Origin of the sequence: Pseudomonas gorinensis (genome assembly GCF_042015035.1) — a bacterium.
GTDB lineage: Bacteria > Pseudomonadota > Gammaproteobacteria > Pseudomonadales > Pseudomonadaceae > Aquipseudomonas > Aquipseudomonas gorinensis.
In genome coordinates, this window is the sequence record NZ_CP167125.1 from 95,605 (window position 1) to 120,271 (window position 24,667).

Genomic DNA, 24,667 nt, shown 5'->3' on the forward strand with positions numbered 1-24,667 from the left:
ATAGCAGTCCTCCAGCCAAGTATTCGTTAGCTGACACACCGCTATCGGGGGCAAGCTCCCTCCCACATTTTTCAGTTGTCTCGAGGATCAGGCGCCCGGCACAAAATGCTTCTGCGCCGTGCCGCGCGCGATCAGGCGCGAGATGTAGTCAAGCTTCTGCGCATCCTGGTCGATGAACCGGAAGGTCAGTTGCAGCCAGTCGCTGTCGGGCTTGGGCTCGAACGCCACAATGGCGTGCAGGTAGCCGTTGAGGCGCGCGACTTCGGCGTTGTCGCCCTGCTCAAGGTCGAGTACCGCGCTTTCCAGTACCTGGGGCAGGACCTCACCGCGACGCACCACCAGCAGCGCCTCCTTGATGCTCAGCGCCTTGATCACACACTGTTGGGTGCCGCTGGACAGGCGCAATTGGCCCTGGCCACGCCCCCCCGCCGCTGCCCCTGCCGCTGGCGCCGCTTGCACGGGTGGGCTGTTGAGCAAGCCGCGGCTGGGTGCCACGGCCGCGACCGGAGCGGCCTTGACCGCTTCAGGTTTACCGCCGGTCAGGGCGCTCAGCGAGTCGTTGCCGAAAGCCGAGTTCATCTTGGTCGGTGCGCTGGCGACTAAGGCGTCGAGACGGCCGATTTTGTGCAGGGCCTGCTTGACCTTGTTCAGCAACTGCTCGTTGGTGAACGGCTTGCTGACGTAGCCGGATACACCGGCCTGGATCGCCTGGACCACGTTTTCCTTGTCGCCACGGCTGGTCACCATCACGAATGGCATCGCCTTGAGGTGCGCCTGTTCGCGGCACCAGGTCAATAGCTCAAGCCCGGACATCTCCGGCATTTCCCAGTCGCACAGCACCAGATCGAAGGTTTCGCGCATCAGGATGGCCTGGGCCTTTTTACCGTTCACCGCATCTTCGATCTTGATGCCCGGGAAGTAGTTGCGCAGGCACTTCTTCACCAGGTCGCGAATAAACGAGGCGTCATCCACCACCAATACACTGACTTTACTCATCGACCCTTTATCCTATAAAAACCGCGGCACGCAGAACGCCTGACTAATGGCATTTTGCCAAAACTCTATCGTCACGTTCGGACTTTCTTTCGTCCGATCCGTAAAAAATTCAGCTGCCACGAACAAAAACGCCCGACCAAAGGCCGGGCGTTAATTTCTCGGGCAACCTTACTTATCGTCAGATTCGCCAGGAACATTAGGGATTTGATCGACTGAACCTTCAACTTCCGCTTTCATGCGCTTGAGGCCCATGTGCCGTACGTCGGTGCCACGTACCAGATAGATCACCAGTTCCGAGATATTGCGCGCGTGGTCGCCGATCCGCTCCAGGGAGCGCAGCACCCAGATAATGCTCAAGACCCTTGAGATAGAGCGCGGGTCTTCCATCATGTAGGTCGCCAGCTCACGCAACGCCGTCTTGTACTCACGGTCGATGATCTTGTCGTACTGGGCCACTGACAATGCCAGCTCGGCATCGAAGCGGGCGAATGCGTCAAGCGCGTCGCGCACCATGTTGCGCACCTGGTCGCCGATATGGCGCACTTCCACGTAGCCGCGCGGGGCTTCGCCTTCTTCACACAGCTGGATGGCGCGACGGGCAATCTTGGTGGCTTCGTCGCCGATGCGCTCAAGATCGATCACCGACTTGGAAATGCTGATGATCAAACGCAAGTCGGACGCCGCCGGCTGGCGACGGGCAAGAATGCGCAGGCATTCTTCGTCGATGTTGCGTTCCATCTGGTTGATCTGGTCATCGATCTCACGCACTTGCTGGGCCAGGCCCGAGTCGGCCTCGATCAGCGCGGTGACCGCATCGTTGACTTGCTTCTCCACCAGCCCGCCCATCGCCAGGAGGTGGCTGCGCACTTCCTCAAGCTCGGCATTGAACTGCGCGGAGATGTGATGGGTAAGGCCTTCTTTGCTAATCATGTTGGCGTCCTTGGAGCGTCCGGTAAGGTGCGGAGAACCGCAGCGTCAGTGCAATGTGAACCACGGCTTCCTAGCCGTAGCGACCGGTGATGTAGTCTTCGGTCTGTTTTTTCGCCGGATTGGTGAACAGGGTATCGGTATCGCCGAACTCCACCAGCTTGCCCATGTACATGAACGCGGTGTAGTCGGAAACCCGCGCCGCCTGTTGCATGTTGTGGGTCACGATGACGATGGTGAACTTGGACTTGAGCTCGTAGATCAGTTCTTCCACTTTCAGCGTCGAGATCGGGTCGAGTGCCGAGCACGGTTCGTCGAGCAGCAGCACTTCCGGCTCCACGGCGATGGTGCGCGCAATCACCAGACGTTGCTGCTGGCCGCCGGACAGGCCCAGCGCTGACTCATGCAGGCGGTCCTTGACCTCATCCCACAGCGCCGCGCCCTTGAGTGCCCACTCCACGGCCTCATCAAGGATACGTTTCTTGTTGATGCCTTGGATGCGCAGGCCGTAGACCACATTTTCGTAGATGGTCTTGGGGAACGGGTTGGGCTTCTGGAACACCATGCCCACGCGACGACGCAACTCGGCCACGTCTTCGCCCTTGCGGTAGATGTTGGTGCCGTAGAGGTTGATCGCACCGTCCACGCGGCAACCGTCCACCAGGTCGTTCATGCGGTTGAACGTGCGCAGCAGGGTGGACTTGCCGCAGCCCGAGGGGCCGATAAAGGCAGTCACGCGCTGCTTGGGGATGTTCATGCTGACGTCGAACAACGCCTGCTTTTCACCGTAGTACAGGCTCAGGCCGGGCACTTCGATGGCCACGGTCTCCTGGGCCAGGCTCAGGCTCTGCTTGTCACGCCCCAGGGCAGACATGTTGATGCCGTGGGATTGGGTTTCGTGTTGCATGGGATGCTCCCTGTGCTACCAATTCGTTTCAGTGAGCCGCGGCGATTGGGCCTGCGGTTACATCATTCTTCTGTAGGAGCGAGCTTGCTCGCGAAGGTCGTTAACAAAACGCGCGGGAGCCAGAATGAACGCGGCGCCCTTGCGTTTCTCGCGAGCAAGCTCGCTCCTACAGGGTTATCAGCTATCCAACGCTTTGTATTTTTCGCGCAGGTGGTTGCGAATCCACACCGCCGACAGGTTCAACGTAGCGATCACCAGCACCAGCAACAACGCGGTGGCGTACACCAGCGGCCGTGCGGCCTCGACGTTGGGGCTCTGGAAGCCGACGTCATAAATATGGAAGCCCAGGTGCATGATCTTCTGGTCCAGGTGCAGGTACGGGTAGTTGCCATCCAGCGGCAGCGACGGCGCCAGCTTGACCACACCCACCAGCATCAGCGGCGCCACTTCACCGGCGGCGCGCGCCACGGCGAGGATCATGCCGGTCATCATCGCCGGGCTGGCCATCGGCAGCACGATCTTCCACAACGTTTCCGCCTTGGTCGCGCCCAGTGCCAGGGACCCCTCACGCACGGTGCGAGGAATCCGCGCCAAGCCTTCTTCGGTGGCCACGATCACCACCGGCACCGCCAGCAGCGCCAGGGTCAACGAGGCCCAGAGCAGGCCTGGGGTGCCGAAGGTCGGGGCCGGCAGGGCTTCGGCGAAAAACAAACGGTCGACCGAGCCACCCAATACATACACGAAGAACCCCAGGCCGAACACGCCGTAGACGATGGCCGGTACACCCGCCAGGTTGTTCACGGCGATGCGGATAATCCGCGTCAGGGTGTTCTGCTTGGCATATTCACGCAGATACACCGCCGCCAACACGCCGAACGGGGTCACGATCATCGCCATGATCAGGGTCATCATCACGGTGCCGAAGATGGCCGGGAAGATCCCGCCTTCGGTGTTGGCTTCCCGTGGGTCGTCGCTGAGGAACTCCCAGACCTTGCTGAAGTAGAAGCCGATCTTGGTCATCGTGCCCATGGCGTTCGGCTGGTAGGCGTGTACCACTTTGCCGATGCCGATTTCCACTTCCTTGCCGTTCGCATCGCGGGCGGTCAAGGCGTCGCGGTTGAACTGGGCGTGCAGGTCGGCCAGGCGCGCTTCGATGTCCTGGTAGCGGGCGTTCAGCTCGGCGCGGTCGGCATCCATGTCGGCCTGGGCGGCGGCGTCGAGCTTGCCTTCCAGTTCCAGCTTGCGACCGTGCAGGCGAATACGTTCGAGGCCGGCGTTGATCGCGCCGATGTCGGACTTCTCCAGGGTCTTGAGTTGAGCCGCCAGCTTGTTCACGCGGTCGACGCGGGCTTGCAGTTCCGGCCACGCGGCCTCGCCTTCAGCGATGACCTTGCCATCCTGCTTGACGTTGACCAGGGTGCCGTAGAAGTTGCCCCACTCGCGACGCTCGATAGTCATCAGGTTCTTCGGCGTGCTCTGGTCCTTCAACCACTCGCCGACGATCCAGGTGAAGTCGTTGCCGTTCAGGTCACGGTTGCCGACCTTGATCAGCTCGCGGGTCATGAATTCCGGGCCTGCATCGGGCACCGGCAGGCCAGCGCTTTTCAGGCGCTCGCGCGGCACTTCTTCTTTCTGCACCACTTCGCCGATGACGATATGGTTTTCCTGGCCCGGCACGTTGTAGTTGGCCTGGATCAGGTCAGCCGGCCAGAAGTGGCCCAGGCCACGCACGGCTATCACCGCCAGCAAACCAATGGTCATGATGACCGCGATGGACACCGCGCCACCGCTGATCCAGACGCCGGGAGCGCCGCTCTTGAACCATCCATTCAGGGAGTTCTGTTTCACAGACTTCTACCTTTCTTAAAGCGACGAGTATTTCTTGCGCAGACGCTGACGGATCAGCTCGGCGAGGGTGTTCATGATGAAGGTGAACAGCAGCAGCACCAGTGCCGAGAGGAACAGTACGCGGTAGTGACTGCCGCCCACTTCCGACTCGGGCATCTCCACGGCGACGTTGGCCGCCAGGGTGCGCAGGCCTTCGAACAGGTTCATCTCCATCACCGGCGTGTTACCGGTGGCCATCAGCACGATCATGGTCTCGCCCACGGCGCGGCCCATGCCGATCATCAGCGCCGAGAAAATCCCCGGGCTGGCGGTCAGGATGACGACGCGGGTCATGGTCTGCCACGGCGTGGCGCCCAGGGCCAGGGAGCCCAGGGTCAGGCCGCGCGGCACGCTGAACACGGCGTCTTCGGCGATGGAGTAGATGTTCGGGATCACTGCAAACCCCATGGCCAGGCCAACCACCAGGGCGTTGCGCTGGTCGTAGGTGATGCCGAGGTCATGGGAGATCCACATGCGCATGTCGCCGCCGAAGAACCAGGTTTCCAGGTACGGGCTCATGTACAGCGAGAGCCAGCCCACCAACAGGATCACCGGGATCAGGATCGCGCTTTCCCAGCCATCGGGTACCCGCAGGCGGATAGACTCAGGCAGGCGGCTGAAGATAAAACCGGCCACCAGGATGCCAATCGGCACCAGCATCAGCAGACTGAAAATCCCCGGTAGATGCCCTTCGACATACGGCGCCAGGAACAGGCCGGCGAAGAAGCCGAGGATCACCGTCGGCATCGCTTCCATCAGTTCGATCACCGGCTTGACCTTGCGGCGCAGGCTCGGGGCCATGAAGTAAGCGGTATAGATCGCGGCGGCAATGGCCAATGGCGCGGCCAGCAGCATGGCGTAGAACGCGGCCTTCAAGGTACCGAAGGTCAGCGGGGCCAAGCTCATCTTGGGTTCGAAATCAGTGTTGGCGGCGGTCGATTGCCAGACGTATTTAGGCTCGTCGTAGTTTTCGTACCAGACCTTGCTCCACAACGCGCTCCAGGACACTTCCGGGTGCGGGTTGTCCAGCAGCAGCGGTTGCAGCTTGCCGCCGGCTTCGACGATCACACGGTTGGCGCGAGGCGACAGGCCGAACACGCCCTGGCCGTCGACCACCGGATCCACCAGCAGGGTGCGGTGGGCGGTGCTGTGGAACACGCCGAACTTGCCGGAAGCATCGAGGGCGGTGAAGCCTTTGCGACGCTCTTCGGCGGTGATTTCCACGATGGGCGCGGTGCCCATCTGGAAGGTGCGGATCTGCTTCAGGCGCTGCTCGCCATCCGGGTCGCGGGCCATGAACCACTGGGCCAGGCCACCCTTGGAGTTGCCGATAATCAGCGAGATACCGCCTACCAGTTGAGTGCTGGCGGTGATTTCAGCGTTGGCGTCTTCCAGCAACTTGTAGCGACCATTGAGGCTCTTGTCGCGCAGGCTGAACACATCGGCCAGGGCGCGACCGTTAATCACATACAGCCACTGCTGGCGCGGGTCGATGAAGATCGCCTTCACCGGCTCAGTCATCTGCGGCAGCTCGATACGCTTCTGCTCGCTGGTGACGTCGCCGGTCATCATGTTTTCTTCACGGCTCAGGGTCAGCACGTTCAAGTGCGAACCCGCCGAGCCGGCAACTACCAGCGACGAGTCGGTGGCGTTGAGGGCGACGTGCTCCAACGGGCGGCCGGCATCGTCGAGCACGATGGGCGTTTCACCGTAGGGGTATTCAATCGCAGGCGTGATGGTTTTCTTGCCGTCCGGGTACGACACCTTATAGGTGTGGCGGAACACCAGGGACTGGCCATTGGAAAAGCCGAGGATCACCAGCGGGCTGCCCGGCTGGTCTTCACCGATGGACGCTACGCTCGCACCCGCCGGCAGCGGCAGATCGAAACGCTTGAGTTCGGCACCGGTGGCGACATCAAAGAACAGTGCCTGGCCCTTGTCGGAAACCCGCATGGCCACCTGGTTCTGTTCCTCCAGGGAAATCATCAACGGCTTGCCGGCGTCCTGGATCCAGGCCGGGGTCAGCGCGTCTTCCTTGGTCAGGGAAGCACCTTGGAACAGTGGCGCAACCACATAGGCAAGAAAGAAGAAAATCAGGGTAATGGCGCCGAGGACGGCGAGGCCGCCAATCAGTACGTACCAACGGGTCAGGCGATCCTTGAGCGCGCGGATGCGGCGCTTGCGTTGCAGCTCAGGCGTATTGAAATCAATGCGCTTGGGGGGAGAAGTTGTCGTCATGGTGGAATTGGCCAGATCATTCATGCGCACACCCTAGCGATCCTGTATGACAGAAAGATGACAATGCAGTGACGCAAGAAATCCGCCGCGAAGCAGGGCTGGCAGCGGATTGAAAATTAGTGATGCGGGAACCGGCGTACCGGTTCCCGCAGAGGCAATCAGTTGCCTTCTTTCAGACCCAGGTCAGCCAGGGCCTTGGCGGCAACTTTGGCTGGCAGCGGGATGTAGCCGTCTTTCACTACAACTTCCTGGCCCTGTTTGGACAGAACCAGTTTCACGAACTCAGCTTCCAGCGGGGCCAGAGGCTTGTTCGGGGCTTTGTTGACGTACACGTAGAGGAAGCGCGACAGCGGGTATTTGCCGTTCAGGGCGTTTTCTTCGCTGTCTTCGATGAAGTCAGTGCTGCCTTTCTTGGCCAGGGCCACGGTTTTCACGCTGGCGGTCTTGTAGCCGATACCCGAGTAACCGATGCCGTTCAGCGAGGAGCTGATCGACTGCACGACCGAAGCCGAGCCAGGTTGTTCGTTCACGTTAGGCTTGTAGTCGCCTTTGCACAGGGCTTCTTCCTTGAAGTAGCCGTAGGTGCCGGACACCGAGTTACGACCGAACAGTTGCACTGGTTTGTTGGCCAGGTCGCCGGTCACACCCAGGTCGCCCCAGGTTTTCACGTCGGCTTTGCCACCGCACAGGCGAGTCGAGGAGAAGATCGCGTCGACTTGCTCCATGGTCAGGTGCTGGATCGGGTTGTCCTTGTGCACGAACACCGCCAGGGCGTCCACGGCAACCGGGATAGCGGTTGGCTTGTAGCCGTACTTCTGCTCGAAGGCCGCCAGTTCGGTGTCCTTCATCTTGCGGCTCATCGGGCCCAGGTTGGAAGTGCCTTCAGTCAGCGCAGGAGGCGCGGTGGCAGAACCAGCAGCTTGAATCTGGATGTTGACGTTCGGGTATTCCTTTTTGTAACCCTCAGCCCACAGGGTCATCAGGTTGGCCAGGGTATCGGAACCGACGCTGGACAAGTTGCCCGACACACCAGTGGTCTTCACATAAGCCGGAATTGCCGGGTCAACACCAGCGGCCACCGCGTTGGCGGTCGCAACGCCAGCAGCGACAAAAGTCATTGCCGCCATCAAACGTTTCAGTTTCATGCCTTGCTCCTAGCAGATAGGGATAATTGGATCGGGGCCAAGTATCGAGAGGCCGTGTGAACACTCTATGTCCGGAATATGACAATTAGATGAAAGGCCATCATTGATGATGAAACGCAGCAACGCGGGGAAAACTTCGGAAACACAGGGGTTATGCGAGGGTTGAGGCGGGCGTAACGGTTATTCGGAAACACTCTGACATTATTGATGAGGCAAACATCACCTGTGGCGAACGCGCCCGCCACAGGTGATCAGTCGGCCGTCAGCGCCCGCGCTTCCACAGGTACCCACCCACCACCATCCCCATCACACACAGGACGGCAACGTAGTAAGCCGGGCCCATCGGGCTTTCCTTCATCAGCAACGACACCGCCAACGGCGTCAGCCCACCGAACACCGCGTAGGCCACGTTGTAGGAGAATGACAAACCACTGAAGCGCACCACGGGCGGGAAGGCTTTGACCATCACGTAAGGCACCACGCCAATGGTGCCGACGAACAGACCGGTCAGGGCGTACAGCGGGAACAACCAGTCGGGGTGGTCCAGCAAGCTGTGGTAAAGCGTCCACGACGTCGCCAGCAACAGCGCGCAACCGGCAACCAGTACGCGCCCGGCACCGAAACGGTCGGCCAGGGCACCGGAGGCAATGCAGCCCAGGCTCAGGGTCACGATGGCCAGGCTGTTGGCTTGCAGCGCAATGGTCGGAGTGAAGTGGTAGATGGTCTGCAGCACGGTCGGAGTCATCAGGATGACCACCACGACGCCGGCCGACAACAGCCAGGTCAACAGCATCGACAGCACGATGGCGCCACGATGGTCACGCAGTACGGCGCGCAATGGCAGCTCGGCGGCCAGGGTCTTGCGCTGCTGCATCTCGGCAAAGATCGGGGTTTCGTGCAGCCAGCGGCGCAGGTACACCGACAGCAGGCCAAATACACCGCCCAGCAAGAATGGAATCCGCCAGGCGTAATCCGAGACCTGCTCGGGGCTATAAATAGTGTTGATGGCGGTGGCCACCAGCGAGCCCAGCAGGATGCCGGCGGTGAGGCCGCTGGTCAGGGTACCGCAGGCGTAGCCGATGTGACGCGGCGGAACGTGTTCGGAGACGAACACCCAAGCACCCGGTACTTCGCCGCCAATGGCCGCACCCTGGATCACGCGCATCAGCAGCAACAGGATCGGCGCCCACAGGCCGATCTGCGCGTAGGTCGGCAGCAGGCCCATGATCAGGGTCGGCACGGCCATCATGAAGATGCTGAGGGTGAACATTTTCTTGCGGCCCAGCAGGTCACCGAAGTGCGCCATGATGATGCCGCCCAATGGGCGTGCCAGGTAACCGGCGGCGAAAATGCCGAAGGTCTGCATCATGCGCAGCCATTCGGGCATGTCGGCGGGGAAGAACAGTTTTCCGACCACCGTGGCGAAAAACACGAAGATGATGAAGTCGTAGAACTCCAGCGCCCCGCCCAAGGCAGACAGCGACAGGGTTTTGTAGTCGTTGCGGGTCAGCGGGCGCGACGGTTGCGCACTGCTTGCGGGCACGGAGGACATGGCAGAGCTTCTCTTATAGTAATCAGCGTAATAAGGACGACATGCCCGCGACTGGCGGCGGGTCTGGCAAGATAGCAAATCGTTGGAAAAAGCACAGCGCCGAACGGTTAACTGTGCAGATGGACGAAATAATCCCGTCGCGGGACACCCGTTAAGCTGGATAGAAGAACAGTTGCCCGAAAAAGCCCCATTACAGCGTCTATTTACCGACCAAATGAGCGCCGGGAGGTCGTCGTGGCGTCAGGGTCTCGATATACTCGGCCCTTGCATGCGCAAGACCCGCATCCTTGACGGGCTGCTGTGCCAAAACGCCGTTGGGTGCCACCCAGCCGGTTTGGCAGAGTTTCCCTTTAGTACGCCTTACGAGAAACGTATCGAACGGAGTATGTTTGTGCTGAAACGTTTTTCCACCAGTCGGCTATCCACTTTGCACCATCTATAAAAAGCTTCACGGGTCAGAGGCACCCCCGGCATGATCGAACTCGAACAAGAAGATCCTATCCCGCAAGGCGATCTCGCCCTGCAAATCACCGCGCTTCCGCGTGAAACCAACGGTTTCGGCGATATCTTCGGCGGCTGGCTGGTCTCGCAAATGGACCTGGCCGGCACCGCGATGGCAAGTAAAGTCGCCGGCGGTCGTGTCGCCACCGTGGCCATTGATCGCATGGCGTTCCTGGTGCCGGTCGCCGTGGGCGCGCAATTGTCCTTCTATACCCAGGCCCTGGAAATCGGCCGCAGCTCGATCCAGATGATGGTCGAAGTGTGGAGCGATGACCCGCTGTCCAGCGAATGGCGCAAGGTGACCGAGGCGGTATTCGTGTTCGTTGCCATCGATGGCAGTGGCCGCACACGTTCGGTGCCGTCGCGCGCGCGTTAAACCTCGCCGGGTTTTGACGGTCAATTGCCCCATTGCCTGCCATTGAGAGTGCTTTTGTATGCCTACGCCCCACGTTGAAACCGTGAAAGTCGACGAGCTGGACTGCTGGCGCATCCGCCACAACGGTGCGCAACTGATGGTGGCCCAGCAGGGCGCGCACATCATCAGTTACCAACGCGCAGGCGAGCAGCCGCTGATCTGGCCGAACAAGGCCGCCGTGTTCAAGACAGGCAAAGGCATTCGCACGGGTGTGCCGGTGTGCTGGCCGTGGTTTGGCGTGTTCGATCGCAACCCTCAAAGCGTCAAGGCGATGCGCCAGAGTGATACCCCGGCCGGCGCCCACGGTTTTGTGCGCACCGCCCTATGGGCGTTGGCCGGGACCGCACTTGAAGGCACAGGGTTGCGCGTCGACCTGGTGCTGCCAGTGCCCACAGGCGGCTTCCCCGGCTGGCCCCATCAGGTCGACCTGAAGCTGAGCCTGCTGTTGGACGACCAACTGCATATCCGTCTGACCAGCCATAACCGTGGCGACCACACTGTCACGCTCAGCCAGGCGCTGCACACCTACTTCGCCGTCAGCGACGTACGCAACGTGCAGGTCGAAGGCCTGGACGGCTCGGCGTACATCGATACCGCCGATGGCTGGAGCGAGAAGACGCAAACCGGCCTGCTGCAGTTCAGCGCCGAGACCGACCGCATCTACCTCGATACACCCGCGCAACTGAACATCGTCGATAACGACTGGCAGCGCCGCATCCAGCTCACCAGCCAAGGCTCGAAATCTACCGTGATCTGGAACCCCTGGACCGAACGCGCCAAGGCTTTCGACGACATGGCCGACGATGGCTGGCAGGGCATGCTGTGCATCGAGACGGCGAATGTGCTGGATGATGTGGTGGCGTTGGCGCCGGGTGAAAGCCACACGCTGGGCGTGAGCATCACCAGTATCACTTTGTAAACCCAATCAAAATGTGGGAGGGGGCTTGCTCCCGATTGCAGGGGGTCAGTCACTGTCTCTGGTGACTTCATCACCGCTATCGGGGGCAAGCCCCCTCCCATATTGATTTGCAGTGTGGTTTAGAGATCCGACTCCTTCACCACCCGCACCTTGCCCGCATCCAGCGCATAGGCCGCATCCGCCAGGTCGTTATTCACCTTCTCCACCTTCAACGTGCCCGTGACCCACAGCGGCGTGTAGATATCATCCAACTTCAAGCCCTTGGGATAGCGCACCAGCACCAACTGGTTAGGTGGCGGTGGCGGCACGTGGATACACGCGCCTGGGTAGGGCACCAGGAAGAACAGCGTACTGCGGCCCTTGGCATCGGTTTCCAACGGAACCGGGTAGCCGCCGATGCGGATGTTCTTGCCGTTCATGGCGGCCACGGTCTTGGTGGAATACATCACCGCCGGCAAGCCTTTGCTCTGCTTCAAGCCACCTTTATCGGTGAAGGTGCCTTGGGCTTCGGGGGAGTTGTGGTCGATCTCGGGCATGGCCTCGAGGGCCTTCTGGTCCGACAGCGGCATCAGGTCGAGCCAGTCGGTTTCCGGCAGTTCGCCGGCGTGTGCCAGGCCAGAGCCCAGCAAGAGAAGAGTCAACAGAAAACGGCGCATGGAAAGGCTCGGCAAGTAACAAGTGCCGAGCATTCTAGCCCTCTGCGCCTGCGCAGCGCAGAGGACTTTGTCGGCTGATCAGTTCTTTTTGATCAGGCCGTAGATCACCAGCAGGATGATTGCGCCGACGAGTGCGCCGATAAAGCCCGCACCTTGGCCCGCCTGGTAGATACCCAGTGCCTGACCACCGTAGGTCGCGGCCAGGGAACCGGCGATACCCAACAGGATGGTCATGATCCAACCCATGCTGTCGTCGCCGGGCTTGAGGAAACGCGCCAGCAGGCCGACGATCAAGCCGATAAAGATGGTTCCGATGATACCCATGGCATTTCCCTCTGAATGAAGTGAGCTATGCCAAAGCCTGGACAGGCTTTGGCATCCTGCAATCAGAGGACGGCGATAGCCGAATGGTTCCCGCCGCCCCCTGGGTTTATTGCTCGGCGATCAGCGCTTCGACCTTGAGGATCTGCGCTTGCAGCGTTGCGCGATCCTTGCAGCGCAGGTTGGCGTGACCGACCTTGCGCCCGGCCTTGAAGGCCTTGCCGTAGTGATGCAGGTGGCAGTCATCGATGGCAATGACGCGCTCGACCGACGGTACGACGCCGATAAAGTTGAGCATCGCGCTCTCGCCCACCTTGGCCGTGGAACCCAGGGGCAAGCCTGCGATAGCACGCAGGTGGTTTTCAAACTGGCTGCACTCGGCGCCTTCGGTGGTCCAGTGCCCGGAGTTGTGTACACGCGGGGCGATTTCGTTGGCCTTGAGGCCACCGTCGACTTCAAAGAACTCGAACGCCATCACACCGACATAATCCAGCTGCTTGAGCACGCGGCTGGAATAGTCTTCGGCCAGGGCCTGCAACGGGTGATCGGTGCTGGCCACGGACAGTTTGAGGATGCCGCTGTCGTGAGTGTTGTGCACCAGCGGGTAAAAGCGGGTTTCGCCATCACGGGCGCGCACGGCGATCAACGACACTTCACCGGTGAAGGGTACGAAGCCTTCCAGCAGGCAGGCCACGCTGCCCAGCTCGGCGAAGGTGCCGACCACATCCGCTGGGGTGCGCAGGACTTTCTGGCCCTTACCGTCGTAACCCAGGGTGCGGGTTTTCAGCACAGCCGGCAGGCCGATACTGGCAACGGCGGCGTCCAGGTCCGCCTGGGACTGGATATCGGCGAAGGCCGGGGTTGGAATGCCCAGGTCCTTGAACATGCTCTTCTCGAACCAGCGGTCGCGAGCGATACGCAAGGCTTCGGCGCTCGGGTATACCGGCACGAACTGCGACAGGAACGCCACAGTTTCAGCCGGGACACTTTCGAACTCGAAGGTCACCAGGTCAACTTCGTCCGCCAGCTGGCGCAGGTGATCCGGGTCGCTGTAGTCAGCGCGCAGGTGTTCACCGAGGGCCGCCGCGCAGGCGTCCGGCGCCGGGTCCAGGAAAGCAAAGTTCATCCCCAGCGGGGTTCCCGCCAAGGCCAGCATGCGGCCCAGTTGGCCGCCACCGATTACACCGATTTTCATCGTCAACAACCTCAGGCAATGCGTGGGTCTGGATTGTCCAGCACGCTGTCTGTCTGCTCAGCACGGAATTTTTTCAGCGCAGCGTGGAACTGCGGATGCTTGGCGCCCAGGATGCTGGCAGACAGCAAGGCGGCATTGATCGCGCCGGCCTTGCCGATTGCCAGGGTCGCCACCGGGATGCCGGCCGGCATCTGCACGATGGACAACAGCGAATCCACGCCCGAGAGCATCGACGACTGCACCGGCACGCCGAGCACCGGCAGGTGGGTCTTGGCCGCACACATGCCTGGCAGGTGCGCTGCACCGCCGGCACCGGCGATGATCACCTCAATGCCACGGGATTCTGCTTCATCGGCATACTGAAACAGCAAGTCCGGGGTGCGGTGGGCAGAGACCACTTTCACTTCATACGGAATGCCGAGTTTTTCCAGCATATCGGCGGTGTGGCTAAGGGTGGACCAATCGGACTTGGAGCCCATGATCACGCCAACCAATGCACTCATCGTCGTGCCTCTTCTCTCTGGGCGCCCGCAGGCGCGTCAAAAAACAACAAGCCACGCGGGAAATCCGGCGTGGCTTGTTGTACGAAATTTGGCCGGTTGGACCGGCCGAAGGCCGCGCAGTATACCGTAATAACGCAGATAAACAGCCCCTGGAATGACCATCTGTCTAGCCGTGCAAACCGGCGGTTTTATTGACTTTCAAGTCAGCCAGATCACCACAAAACCCTGTGGGAGGGGGCTACACCCCGATAGCAGTGTAGTAGTGACATATTCAGTGCCTGACACACCGCAATCGGGGGCAAGCCCCCCTTCCACATTTGCCCTGCATTTGGCCCGAGATTGGGCTCAGGTGTTCTGCGCCGCCCCACCTTCCAACTTACGCCACAACAACCGCACATTCGCCTTACGCACCAACGCACAGCGATACAGCCGAATTTCCAGCGGCACATGCCATTGCGGCCCGCCGCACACCACCAATTCACCGCGCGCCAGTTCGGCACGCACACTCAATTGCGGCACCCAGGCAATACCCAGGCCTTCCAGGGCCATGCTCTTGAGGCTGTCGGCCATGGCCGTTTCGTAAACCGTGGTAAAACGCAGGGCGCGTTGACGTAACAGCAAATGCACCGAACGGCCGAGGAACGCGCCAGCACTGTAGGCCAGCAACGGCACGCTGCCCTCGCCTTCCAGGTCGAACAGCGGCTTGCCCTCGGCGTCGGCCGCGCACACCGGGAGCATTTCGGTGTTGCCCAGGTGCAGCGACGGGAAGATCTCGGCGTCCATCTGCATCGCCGCATCCGGGTCATAGAACGCCAGCATCAGGTCGCAACCGCCTTCGCGCAGGGCGTGTACGGCGTCGCCGACGTTGGTGGCCACCAGCCGCGTGGCGATGTTCAGACCTTCATTGCGCAGTTGTGCGATCCAGCGCGGGAAGAAGCCCAATGCCAGGGAGTGGGCAGCGGCCACTTGCATGACCTCACCCTGCCCGCCTTCCAGGTGATGCAAATGGCGCAGCACTTCACCGAGTTGTTCGACCACGGTGCGCGCGGTGACCAGGAACAGTTGCCCGGCCGCCGTCAGCTCCACCGGCGTGCGCGAGCGGTTGACCAGGGTCAGGCCCAGTGCGGCCTCAAGGCTGCGAATACGTCGGCTGAACGCTGGCTGGGTGACAAACCGTCGCTCCGCCGCCTGGGAAAAGCTGCGAGTCGCCGCCAAGGCGCTGAAGTCTTCCAGCCATTTGCTCTCAAGGTTCATCACTGCCTCCCACGGATACGCACCATTTTGGCACACACGCCCGTCATGATAGCCGGGTCACACCTGCATTATGCCGTTTATGCATAGGCCAGTGTTTAACAGCATTGGCCCAAAATTTCCTACAGGCCTAGCATTCGCAGCGTTCCGGCCTGTTCCGGGTCCATATCGAGATGATTTCCGTCATGTCCTCCGCTGCATCATTCCGCACAGAAAAAGACCTGCTTGGCGTACTCGAAGTACCCGCTCAAGCGTATTACGGCATCCAGACCCTGCGAGCGGTGAATAACTTCCGCCTCTCGGGCGTTCCGATTTCGCATTACCCGAAATTGGTGGTCGGCCTGGCAATGGTCAAGCAAGCTGCCGCTGACGCCAACCGTGAGTTGGGCCAGCTCAGCGAAGCCAAGCACGCCGCTATCAGCGAAGCCTGTGCCCGTCTGATCCGCGGCGATTTCCACGAAGAATTCGTGGTGGACATGATTCAAGGCGGCGCCGGCACTTCAACCAACATGAATGCCAACGAAGTCATCGCCAACATCGCGCTGGAGGCCATGGGCCACCAGAAGGGCGAATACCAGTACCTGCACCCCAACAACGACGTGAACATGGCGCAGTCGACCAACGACGCCTACCCCACCGCGATCCGCCTGGGTCTGCTGTTGGGCCATGACGCGCTGCTGGCCAGCCTCGACAGCCTGATCCAGGCGTTCGCCGCCAAAGGCGTCGAATTCAGCCACGTGCTGAAAATGGGCCGCACCCAACTGCAAGACGCCGTGCCGATGACCCTCGGCCAGGAATTCCGCGCGTTCGCCACCACCCTCGGTGAAGACCTGGCCCGCCTGAAAACCCTGGCACCCGAGCTGCTGACTGAAGTGAACCTGGGCGGCACCGCCATCGGTACCGGCATCAACGCCGACCCGCGCTACCAGGCCCTGGCCGTACAACGCCTGGCCGTTATCAGCGGCCAGCCCGTGGTCCCGGCTGCCGACCTGATCGAAGCCACCTCCGACATGGGCGCCTTCGTGCTGTTCTCCGGCATGCTCAAGCGTACCGCTGTGAAGCTGTCGAAGATCTGCAACGACCTGCGCCTGCTGTCCAGCGGCCCACGCACCGGTATCAACGAGATCAACCTGCCGGCGCGCCAGCCAGGCAGCTCGATCATGCCCGGCAAGGTCAACCCGGTGATCCCGGAAGCGGTCAACCAAGTGGCGTTCCAAGTCATCGGTAACGACCTGGCCCTGACCATGGCGGCCGAAGGTGGCCAACTGCAGTTGAACGTGATGGAGCCACTGATCGCCTTCAAGATCTTCGACTCCATCCGCCTGCTGCAACGCGCCATGGACATGCTGCGCGAACACTGCATCGTCGGCATCACCGCCAACGAAGCCCGCTGCCGCGAGCTGGTGGAGCACTCCATCGGCCTGGTCACCGCGCTGAACCCGTACATCGGCTATGAAAACGCCACCCGCATCGCGCGTATCGCCCTCGAAAGCGGCCGCGGCGTGCTGGAACTGGTGCGCGAAGAAGGCTTGCTCGACGACGCCATGCTCGACGACATCCTGCGCCCCGAAAACATGATCGCTCCACGTTTGGTCCCGTTGAAGGCCTAAGCGTTTGTTGCACCGCTCACCAGGTTGAGGGACTAGACACCTCTCACCTTTTGAGGGCCTGAAGGCTCGTTCTTCAGGCCCTTTTTTTTGCCTCAAGGTTGTGAAATGACGCCCATAAAAATTCCAACATCGCCCCTACCCGACACCCCTTGGCTGAAACCTTTAATCAGTCCGAGCAGACGGATCACGTTCGCCTAGGTATAGTGCCGCCCCTCTTCGCGCCAGCGGCCGTCGGCAACGAGGCCCGGACACGCGCGAAACCGCATGAATAACAACACCCGCAAAAGGATGGGTCGAACCGTCGCGCACTGCCTGGTGCTATGCGAGGGGTAGGACCGTCCTGCGTTTGCCATTAGAAAAATCAGCGAGGAACACTCCATGCTCGAAGTCATCAACGACTTCCTCTCAGGGAAAGTACTGATCGTGCTCATTGTCGGGCTCGGCGGTTATTTCACGATCCGCTCGCGTTTCGTCCAGTTGCGTCACTTTTTCCACATGTTTTCGGTGTTTCGCGACAGCCTGAAAAACAGCTCCGACCAGCTCAGTTCGTTCCAGGCGCTGATGCTCAGCCTCGCCGGCCGTGTGGGTGCCGGTAACATCGCAGGTGTCGGCATTGCCGTGACCCTGGGTGGCCCGGGTGCCGTGTTCTGGATGTGGGTCACCGCGCTGGTGGGCATGTCTTCGAGCTTTATCGAGTGCTCCCTCGGCCAGCTGTACAAGCGCACTGACGCTGAAGGCACCTACCGTGGCGGCCCGGCCTATTACATCCAGCACGGCCTGCACAAACGCTGGTTGGGTATGGTCATGGCGTTCCTGCTGCTGGTGACCTTCGGCTTTGCGTTCAACGGCCTGCAAGCCCATGCCGTGACCCACTCGCTGAACAACGCCTTTGGCCTGGATACCACCTACACCGGCCTGGCCCTCGCAGTCCTGCTGGGCCTGGTGTTCATCGGCGGGATCAAGCGCATCGCGTCGATCGCCGACCTGCTGGTACCGGTCAAGACCCTGGTGTACATCGCCGTGACCCTGTATGTGATCGTGCTGCAATTCGACCACGTGCCGGCCATGCTCGCGACCATCGTCAAGAGCGCCTTCGGCCTCGACCAAGCCTTCGGTGGCCTGGTGGGCAGCGCGATCATCATGGGTGTGAAGCGCGGCGTGTTCGCCAACGAAGCCGGGCTGGGCAGTGCGCCGAACGTGGCGGCGGTCGCGTCGGTGGAACATCCGATCGCCCAAGGCGTGGTGCAAGCGTTCAGCGTGTTCCTCGACACCTTCGTGATCTGCACCTGCACCGCATTGCTGATCCTGCTCTCCGGCTTCTACACCCCAGGCTTTGAAGGCGACGGCATTGCCCTGACCCAGAACTCCCTGGCGGCTGTAGTGGGTGACTGGGGCCGCATGTTTATCTCGGTGGCCCTGGCGTTGTTCGTGTTCACCTCGATCATGTACAACTACTACCTGGGCGAGAGCAACCTGCGCTTCCTGGTGGGTAACAACCGCAAGGTGCTGATGGGCTACCGCGCGCTGGTGCTGGTGCTGATTTTCTGGGGCTCGATCGAGAACCTGAGCACCGTGTTCGCCTTCGCCGACATCACCATGACCCTGCTGGCGTTCGTCAACCTGTTCGCCCTGGCGTTCCTGTTCAAGATTGCCATGCGCATCCTGAATGACTACGACAACCAGCGCGCGGCAGGCATCAAGACCCCGGTGTTCGACTCCAGCCAGTTCCCTGACCTGGACCTGGACCGCAAGGCCTGGCCGGCCAACCCGGTAAAGCCGCAAGCGGCCCCGGCAGTTGAGCTGAACGCTCAAGTGCAACGCTGAGCCCAGGTAGATAGATGACACGCCGCCCGGCCTTGGGCATGCTCTGGGCCCGGCGGCGTTTTTCGTTCAGGAGAAAACTCATGTCCCCATCCCACAACATCATGGTGCTCTACACCGGTGGCACCATCGGCATGCAGGCCAGCGCCAACGGCCTGGCGCCCGCGTCCGGTTTCGAAGCGCGCATGCGCGAACAACTTGCCAACCAGCCATTGCCCGCCTGGCGCTTTCGGGAAATGTCGCCGCTGATCGACAGCGCCAACATGACCCCCGCCTACTGGCAGCACCTGCGCACCGCCGTGGTCGAGGCCGTGGACGAGGGTTGCGACGCGGTACTGATCCTGCACGGCACCGACACCCTGGCCTACAGCGCGGCCGCCATGAGTTTTCAATTGCTGGGCCTGCCCGCGCCGGTCGTGTTCACCGGTTCCATGCTGCCTGCCGGGGTACCCGACAGCGATGCCTGGGAAAACGTCAGCGGTGCCTTGCAGGCGCTGGGCGAAGGCCTGGCACCGGGTGTGCAACTGTACTTCCACGGTGCGCTGATGGCGCCCACCCGTTGCGCGAAGATCCGCAGCTTTGGTCGCCATCCGTTTGCGGCCTTGCAGCGTAATGGTGGCGTCGCCCAGGCCGAAATGATCCCGGCCGCCCTGCATTACCGCCAACCCAAGGCCATCGCGAATGTGGGCGTGCTGCCATTGGTGCCAGGTATCGCCGCCGGGCAACTGGATGCACTGGTCGACAGCGGCCTTCAGGCGCTGGTGCTGGAATGCTTTGGCAGCGGCACGGGACCGAGTGATAACCCTGCGTTCCTCGCCAGCCTCAAGCGGGCGCAAGACCTGGACGTGGTCGTGGTTGCAATCACCCAATGCCACGAAGGCGGCGTTGAACTGGACGTGTACGAGGCCGGCAGCCGGTTGCGCGGTGCAGGTGTGCTTTCCGGCGGTGGCATGACCCGCGAAGCCGTCTTCGGCAAGCTCCACGCGCTGCTCGGTGCAGGGCTTGCAACGGATGACGTCCGACACCTGGTGGAGCTTGACCTGTGCGGTGAGCTGGCCTGAGCTGCGCTGTAAACCTGAGTAAAAACACCGGCCCACTACATAGTTAGCCTCATGCCTGCCTTGCGCCTTTCTAGCATGCCGAAGCTGTTCTTTCGGCAGCATTCATGAAACGGCAAGGCAGGACCCCATGAGCCAACTACCTTCTACCGCTCCTCACAGCCCCACTGATTCGCTGATCACTCAGCTCTGCGTAGGCCCCGCCTTCAGGGAAGCCGCCGGCGTGCTGTTGCGCCGATCACTGCAAGAGCTTTACCCGGACCTGCATATCGATCCCGATGTTGCCACGGTCGTCACACCGGTAGCCGAGCTCGTTGACGACGAGATCGTCGTCGGCGCTCCGACGCAACAGCATCTCACCGATATTCTCGCCAACCAGGCGGTCTCGGGCATTCCGACGTTGTTCACTGAGGGCCAGCATTACCTCATTCAGCCAAAAAACACGCATTCCCCCCGCCATCTCCCCGTGCGTATCGCTCAAATAGCGCAGTTGATCAACGTGCTCGCGCCCGTGATGAAGACGGCGTATCAAGAACTTCAAGTGGACTTCTGGAACTCAACCAATGGAACCTCCGGCCCACACTGGCAGGTGCTGTCCAACACATTGCGATCAATCTGGAATGTCACTGCCGTCGAAGACTGGAACGCGCAGGAATGCGCGATGGCCCGCAATCTGTTCATGTCGCCGGAGCACAAGCTCCGTCAAGCCAAGGACCCCTATGCCAGCCGGGCCTACCTGATAGATGTCGACAGGGTGGACGGCGAAACCGTCAAACACCTGGCCATGCTGTCAATGGCCGTGCTGATCGGCAGCCACGCAGGGAAGCCGATGATCCTCATGTACTCACTGCTCAACGGCTACGAAAAGTTCACCTCGCTGGAGCAACTGGGGCGCAGCTTACCCAGTCACTTGCCCTCCCCAGCCCCCACGAACATACAGTGGCGACTGTTCGAGCCCGATGGCCACTTTTTTGACCACCAGGCCTGCGCGTTGATTGCCCAGCAGATCGCGTTCATCGGGCAGCTCGACCTTGGGCAACTGCGTCGCGTCGACCCCACCGAGTCCTCACTCAACGTCCCGGCCGCCGCTGAAGAACTGGCCGGTGATAAACACCCCGACCTGGCACGCTTACGTCACCTGCTACCCGATTGGCTGAAAGTCGCCTCCACCAGCGACTTGGATCTCTATGCGCGCCACCTGAAAGACCTCGCCGCCCTGCACAGCCTGAATGCTGGCAAGTCTTTTCAAGACGACATCCCTCCCATTCAGGAATACGCACTGACCAAGCTGCGCGCAGAAATGCTCAAGGAACACAGCGATGCCGCGAACCTGCGCCTGGATAGAGTCGAGATCCGGGTGCAAAGCCCCGTGGTCTGGGGCAGTTTTACCCTTCCAGGCAAGGTCGACGTCACAACCTTCAGCCTTGCCGAACTTGCCCTGCAAAGCCTGATCAGCCTGCCGGTCGGTAACAAAAGCATTCACTTGGATAGCGATAGCAATGCCTTACCGGCCTGGATGACCGTAGCGTACGTCGAGGCCCTGATTCGCAAGGTGGACATCGGTCAACAGTACCCCGCCCAGGTCAAACAGAAACTGCTCGACAACCCGCTGGAGTCCGCGCGCAGGCAATACCTGTACAGCAACCATTTGCGTATCCAACTGCCGCTCCTGGCATTGCAGTTCAAGATCCGTCAGGAAAATGGGATTGACGAGTTGGGGTATCGCTACATCGTCGCCGTATTGAATAAAGAGGTGTCAAACCGTCAGGTCGACGGTCAGACCATTGTCCTGCGCCCCCTGGCTTTCATTCCGAAACACCGCGACAACGCCACGCAAGACACGGTCGCCAATATGTATGTGATTGGCCCGCAGGACCCGGATACCGGCCCTTGCCTGTTGTACCGTCCGATGCTGGAGCCGCAGTTGATGCAATACCCGTCACCGGCCAACCTGCTGTATGCGATCCGCCAATCCCAAGCGTTGCGCGACTCAGTATTGGCCTGGCTGCCCGACGGTGTGCGCAGCGACTATGCCCGCTACGCCTTTCCCGGCGAACTGCCGTCGCCCTGGGCCGCCGTCGAGCTTCTCGTAGACCCTGCGAAGCTGCTGCTGATGAACGGGCCCATGGGCCTGGGCCACCAGACGCTCAACGACCACCTGACCGGCCAGTTGTACAAAGCCAACGCCAATGCGCTGGTTACATTGGCAGACCGTCAATCGGTTTCAAATGCAGAAGCCCGCTGGGCATCGTTCAAGCAGGCCAGCTGGCTGGCGTTCACTGCCGTACTGCCTTTTTTGGGGCGAACCGTAAACGCCGCGGCCTGGATCTGGCAGATCCTCGACCAACTGCAAGAGGCCGTCGACGCGGATAAAAAGCAAGACAAAGCGGCCGAATGGTCGGCCCTGACAGGCCTGTTCCTCAACCTGGGCATGGCGTTGACCCTGCATATTGCCAGCCGCAACCCCCCGTCAGGCAGCGCTTTGGCAGTCGAAGAACCGGTAGAGCAAACGCAACAAACGGCCACCGCAAAACCCACGGTGATCAAACAACTGACCGACATCAGTTCGCCTGCCCTGCCCAGCGATCATCCCCACGTGCTGCATACCCTCGGCGCGATCAACCGTACTACCACCGACCTGGGCAAGCTGCTGGACAGTTTCAAAGTCGAAAAACCAGCGGTGCAAAACCCGGCCTCGTCACGTAGGGGCCCTCAACGATACCTCTACCCGTTGCGCAGTAAGTGGTACGCACCAGTGGGCCAACGCTGGTTTGAAGTCACGGTCGACGAAAATGACGAGGTGCAGATCATCGATCCCCAGCAACCCACTCGCTCTGGCCCCTTTGTGATCGGCAACCTCAAGGGGGAGTGGTTCATCGACACCCGCTTGCGTCTGCGCGGAGGCGGCTCCAAGAGCCAGGAAAGAAAAGCCCGGGCACTGGCCGAGCGTCAAGTGAACCAGATGCGCAACCAACTCACGACTTTCGAGCAACGCAAACAAGCTGCGCAAGAGGAGCTGCAACGTGCACTGCAAGCCATGCTCGACGCTCCCGCAGCCACAGCCCAGGCCAAGCGCAACGTCTACCTCGGACTGCTGGACAGTCAATGCGCGAACTATGAAACAGCCCTGCAAGACCTCAAGACCTTGAATGTTTTTGCACCGACACCAGACTTCCAGTTTCGCGCCATCGGGTACATCAAAGCTCAGTTGAGTTTGAGCCAGGCGGGCCTCACTGAAATACTGAAAACCTTCGCCCCCAAGCTCAAGACAACGCTGGAGCAGATCGAGCGCCAGGCCAAAGCCCCGCAAGAGCGGGATATCCCCCAGTCCAACGAAATGACTGAAATGTTGGGGAGAATGATTCAATGCATGGATTACTTCGAATCACGATTCACCCAACTGCGCGATCTTTCAAGCGAAGGGTTACGCTTGATACAAAGCACCAAAAGCCTGCTTCCCAGTTACCGCAGCGATGACCTCAAGGCGTTACAGGTGTCCCTTGCCCGCAATCTCTGCCTGCGTGAAGACACCATACTGAGCGAACCCCAGGCGTGGCTGGCCATCGACCAGATTGTCGACGCCTGCGACATCGCCATCCAGGCCCTGCGCGATACATTGCGCGAGCGCAGTGACAGGCGGATCGACGAGCAGATCGAAACACTGAGCAGCCTGATCGAACAGTTCACGCTGCTGGACGAACGCCTGCGAGACTTTCCCACTGAATTCCCCGACATTTCCCAGGCGCAAGCATTGACTCGCTTGCGCGACCAACTCAGCGGGTACACCAAACAGACCACGACTCAGCTGGCGCTGCTGGCCGCCAGCCGCAGCACCCTGCGATCCACCCCCCGTCCGCCGTCCACGCCCCCACTCCCACAGAAAAAGTTCATCAGAACTCGCTACCACGGCATGGTGGTCGGCGAACCGCAGTTGTCTGCAACGGGCCAGGAAACCGGGCTGGTGGATGTCCGTTCGCCCCTGTCCAATACCGTGGTGGCCACGTTTCACGAAAAATCAGACGGCTTTTGGGTCCAGCGGGCCAAGACCGTAAAAACGGTCAACCTGCCCATCGACCTGCAAGCCAGTGTGACCACGGGCAACACCCTGCTCACTGGGTTGACAGCCTTCAAACAGCGAATCACCGAGCTGGCCAATCAAGCCCAACGCACGCCCATCGGCATCGAGTACCTCTACCATCAACACGCCCATCGCCTGGAGCAGGCCAGCCGCGACATCGAGCAAGCACTGACCCAGAAAAACCTTGCCCAGGGCGACGTCACCCTGGCCAGCAGCGTCAAGAAATCCCTCGCCGAGGCTACCGCCACGCTGTATCAGCAATCCATAGAAAACGTGCTGAGAATGACCAAGCAGCACCCGCCCACGCCTTCCGGCGTGCAATGGCTCAAGGATCGCAACGCCATCAGTATCAAAAAAACAATCAACCGACGCCGCATAAAATCCGCCACTCCGGACTACCTGGACGAGTACTCCATCACCGATCGCAGCACCCATAAGGTGCTCTGGTATGCGCATTTCCACTATTCGACCGACTGGACCACCCTCAGGTCGTTTCTCAGTGCGCGCCTCAAGACACCCCAGGAGCAAAGCCTTGGCGCTACAGCCGACACCATCAGGCGCCTGAGCAGCGCACAACGCGTGGCCTTCCACCGCAGCGAGATCAACGAGAGCCAGGCACAAACACTGTTTTTCAACTTGACCTGATGCACGGGCGACGGCACACAACTTGCTCTTTCACCGTACCTG

18 protein-coding genes are annotated in these 24,667 nt (G+C 60.8%); 6 read left to right on the forward strand and 12 right to left on the reverse strand.

Annotated elements, in window-relative coordinates:
• Nucleotides 1-87: 87 nt before the first annotated feature.
• The 7 genes from AB7933_RS00425 to AB7933_RS00455 form a co-directional block, all read right to left on the reverse strand.
• Nucleotides 88-996, reverse strand: a complete 909-nt coding sequence (locus tag AB7933_RS00425) for a response regulator (protein ID WP_024078150.1) — start codon at nt 994-996, stop codon at nt 88-90.
• A gap of 168 nt (nt 997-1,164) precedes the next feature.
• A complete protein-coding gene (gene phoU, locus AB7933_RS00430; protein WP_024078151.1) occupies nt 1,165-1,926 on the reverse strand; it encodes a phosphate signaling complex protein PhoU in 762 nt (253 codons plus the stop codon).
• A gap of 70 nt (nt 1,927-1,996) precedes the next feature.
• Entirely contained in the window at nt 1,997-2,830 is an 834-nt protein-coding gene (gene pstB, locus AB7933_RS00435; protein ID WP_024078152.1) for a phosphate ABC transporter ATP-binding protein PstB, read from the reverse strand.
• Between the two features lie 177 nt (nt 2,831-3,007).
• Nucleotides 3,008-4,678 (reverse strand): phosphate ABC transporter permease PstA, encoded by a 1,671-nt coding sequence (gene pstA / locus AB7933_RS00440; protein ID WP_024078153.1) that lies wholly within the window; start codon nt 4,676-4,678, stop codon nt 3,008-3,010.
• Nucleotides 4,679-4,693: 15 nt separating this feature from the next.
• Nucleotides 4,694-6,727: an ABC transporter permease subunit gene (locus tag AB7933_RS00445; RefSeq protein WP_173860558.1), complete on the reverse strand. Its 2,034-nt coding sequence runs from the start codon at nt 6,725-6,727 to the stop codon at nt 4,694-4,696.
• Between the two features lie 386 nt (nt 6,728-7,113).
• On the reverse strand, nt 7,114-8,100 hold the full coding sequence (locus AB7933_RS00450; RefSeq protein ID WP_016978637.1) for a phosphate ABC transporter substrate-binding protein PstS: 987 nt from the start codon (nt 8,098-8,100) through the stop codon (nt 7,114-7,116).
• A gap of 262 nt (nt 8,101-8,362) precedes the next feature.
• The gene (locus AB7933_RS00455) at nt 8,363-9,652 is read right to left on the reverse strand and encodes an MFS transporter (RefSeq protein WP_024078155.1); all 1,290 of its coding nucleotides are present in this window, start codon (nt 9,650-9,652) and stop codon (nt 8,363-8,365) included.
• Nucleotides 9,653-10,124: 472 nt separating this feature from the next.
• On the opposite strand from AB7933_RS00455, the gene AB7933_RS00460 reads away from it, so the two are divergent.
• Nucleotides 10,125-10,529, forward strand: coding sequence for an acyl-CoA thioesterase (locus AB7933_RS00460; RefSeq protein ID WP_010566936.1), 405 nt, complete (start codon nt 10,125-10,127; stop codon nt 10,527-10,529).
• Nucleotides 10,530-10,587: 58 nt separating this feature from the next.
• The gene (locus AB7933_RS00465; protein ID WP_024078156.1) at nt 10,588-11,487 is read left to right on the forward strand and encodes a D-hexose-6-phosphate mutarotase; all 900 of its coding nucleotides are present in this window, start codon (nt 10,588-10,590) and stop codon (nt 11,485-11,487) included.
• Nucleotides 11,488-11,606: 119 nt separating this feature from the next.
• On the opposite strand, the gene AB7933_RS00470 is transcribed toward AB7933_RS00465, so the two are convergent.
• The 5 genes from AB7933_RS00470 to AB7933_RS00490 all read right to left on the reverse strand — a co-directional run bounded on the left by AB7933_RS00470 (nt 11,607) and on the right by AB7933_RS00490 (nt 15,416).
• Nucleotides 11,607-12,143, reverse strand: a complete 537-nt coding sequence (locus AB7933_RS00470; protein WP_041161056.1) for a DUF3299 domain-containing protein — start codon at nt 12,141-12,143, stop codon at nt 11,607-11,609.
• Nucleotides 12,144-12,221: 78 nt separating this feature from the next.
• Nucleotides 12,222-12,467, reverse strand: coding sequence for a GlsB/YeaQ/YmgE family stress response membrane protein (locus AB7933_RS00475; RefSeq protein ID WP_024078158.1), 246 nt, complete (start codon nt 12,465-12,467; stop codon nt 12,222-12,224).
• Nucleotides 12,468-12,573: 106 nt separating this feature from the next.
• A complete protein-coding gene (locus tag AB7933_RS00480) occupies nt 12,574-13,659 on the reverse strand; it encodes a 5-(carboxyamino)imidazole ribonucleotide synthase (RefSeq protein WP_024078159.1) in 1,086 nt (361 codons plus the stop codon).
• 11 nt (nt 13,660-13,670) lie between these two features.
• Nucleotides 13,671-14,162, reverse strand: coding sequence for a 5-(carboxyamino)imidazole ribonucleotide mutase (gene purE, locus AB7933_RS00485; RefSeq protein ID WP_003213411.1), 492 nt, complete (start codon nt 14,160-14,162; stop codon nt 13,671-13,673).
• A 345-nt stretch (nt 14,163-14,507) separates the two neighbouring features.
• Complete coding sequence (locus AB7933_RS00490; RefSeq protein WP_024078160.1) at nt 14,508-15,416, reverse strand: LysR substrate-binding domain-containing protein; 909 nt, start codon at nt 15,414-15,416, stop codon at nt 14,508-14,510.
• 182 nt (nt 15,417-15,598) lie between these two features.
• Here AB7933_RS00490 and aspA point away from each other — a divergent pair, with 182 nt between their 5' ends.
• The 4 genes from aspA to AB7933_RS00510 all read left to right on the forward strand — a co-directional run bounded on the left by aspA (nt 15,599) and on the right by AB7933_RS00510 (nt 24,625).
• Nucleotides 15,599-17,023 carry an aspartate ammonia-lyase gene (gene aspA / locus AB7933_RS00495; protein ID WP_041161057.1) on the forward strand — a complete coding sequence of 475 codons (1,425 nt, stop codon included), beginning with the start codon at nt 15,599-15,601 and terminating at the stop codon, nt 17,021-17,023.
• Between the two features lie 378 nt (nt 17,024-17,401).
• Nucleotides 17,402-18,847: an alanine/glycine:cation symporter family protein gene (locus tag AB7933_RS00500; protein ID WP_024078162.1), complete on the forward strand. Its 1,446-nt coding sequence runs from the start codon at nt 17,402-17,404 to the stop codon at nt 18,845-18,847.
• An 80-nt stretch (nt 18,848-18,927) separates the two neighbouring features.
• Nucleotides 18,928-19,905 (forward strand): asparaginase, encoded by a 978-nt coding sequence (locus AB7933_RS00505; RefSeq protein ID WP_024078163.1) that lies wholly within the window; start codon nt 18,928-18,930, stop codon nt 19,903-19,905.
• 127 nt (nt 19,906-20,032) lie between these two features.
• Nucleotides 20,033-24,625, forward strand: coding sequence for a dermonecrotic toxin domain-containing protein (locus tag AB7933_RS00510; RefSeq protein ID WP_024078164.1), 4,593 nt, complete (start codon nt 20,033-20,035; stop codon nt 24,623-24,625).
• The last annotated feature ends 42 nt before the right edge of the window (nt 24,626-24,667 follow it).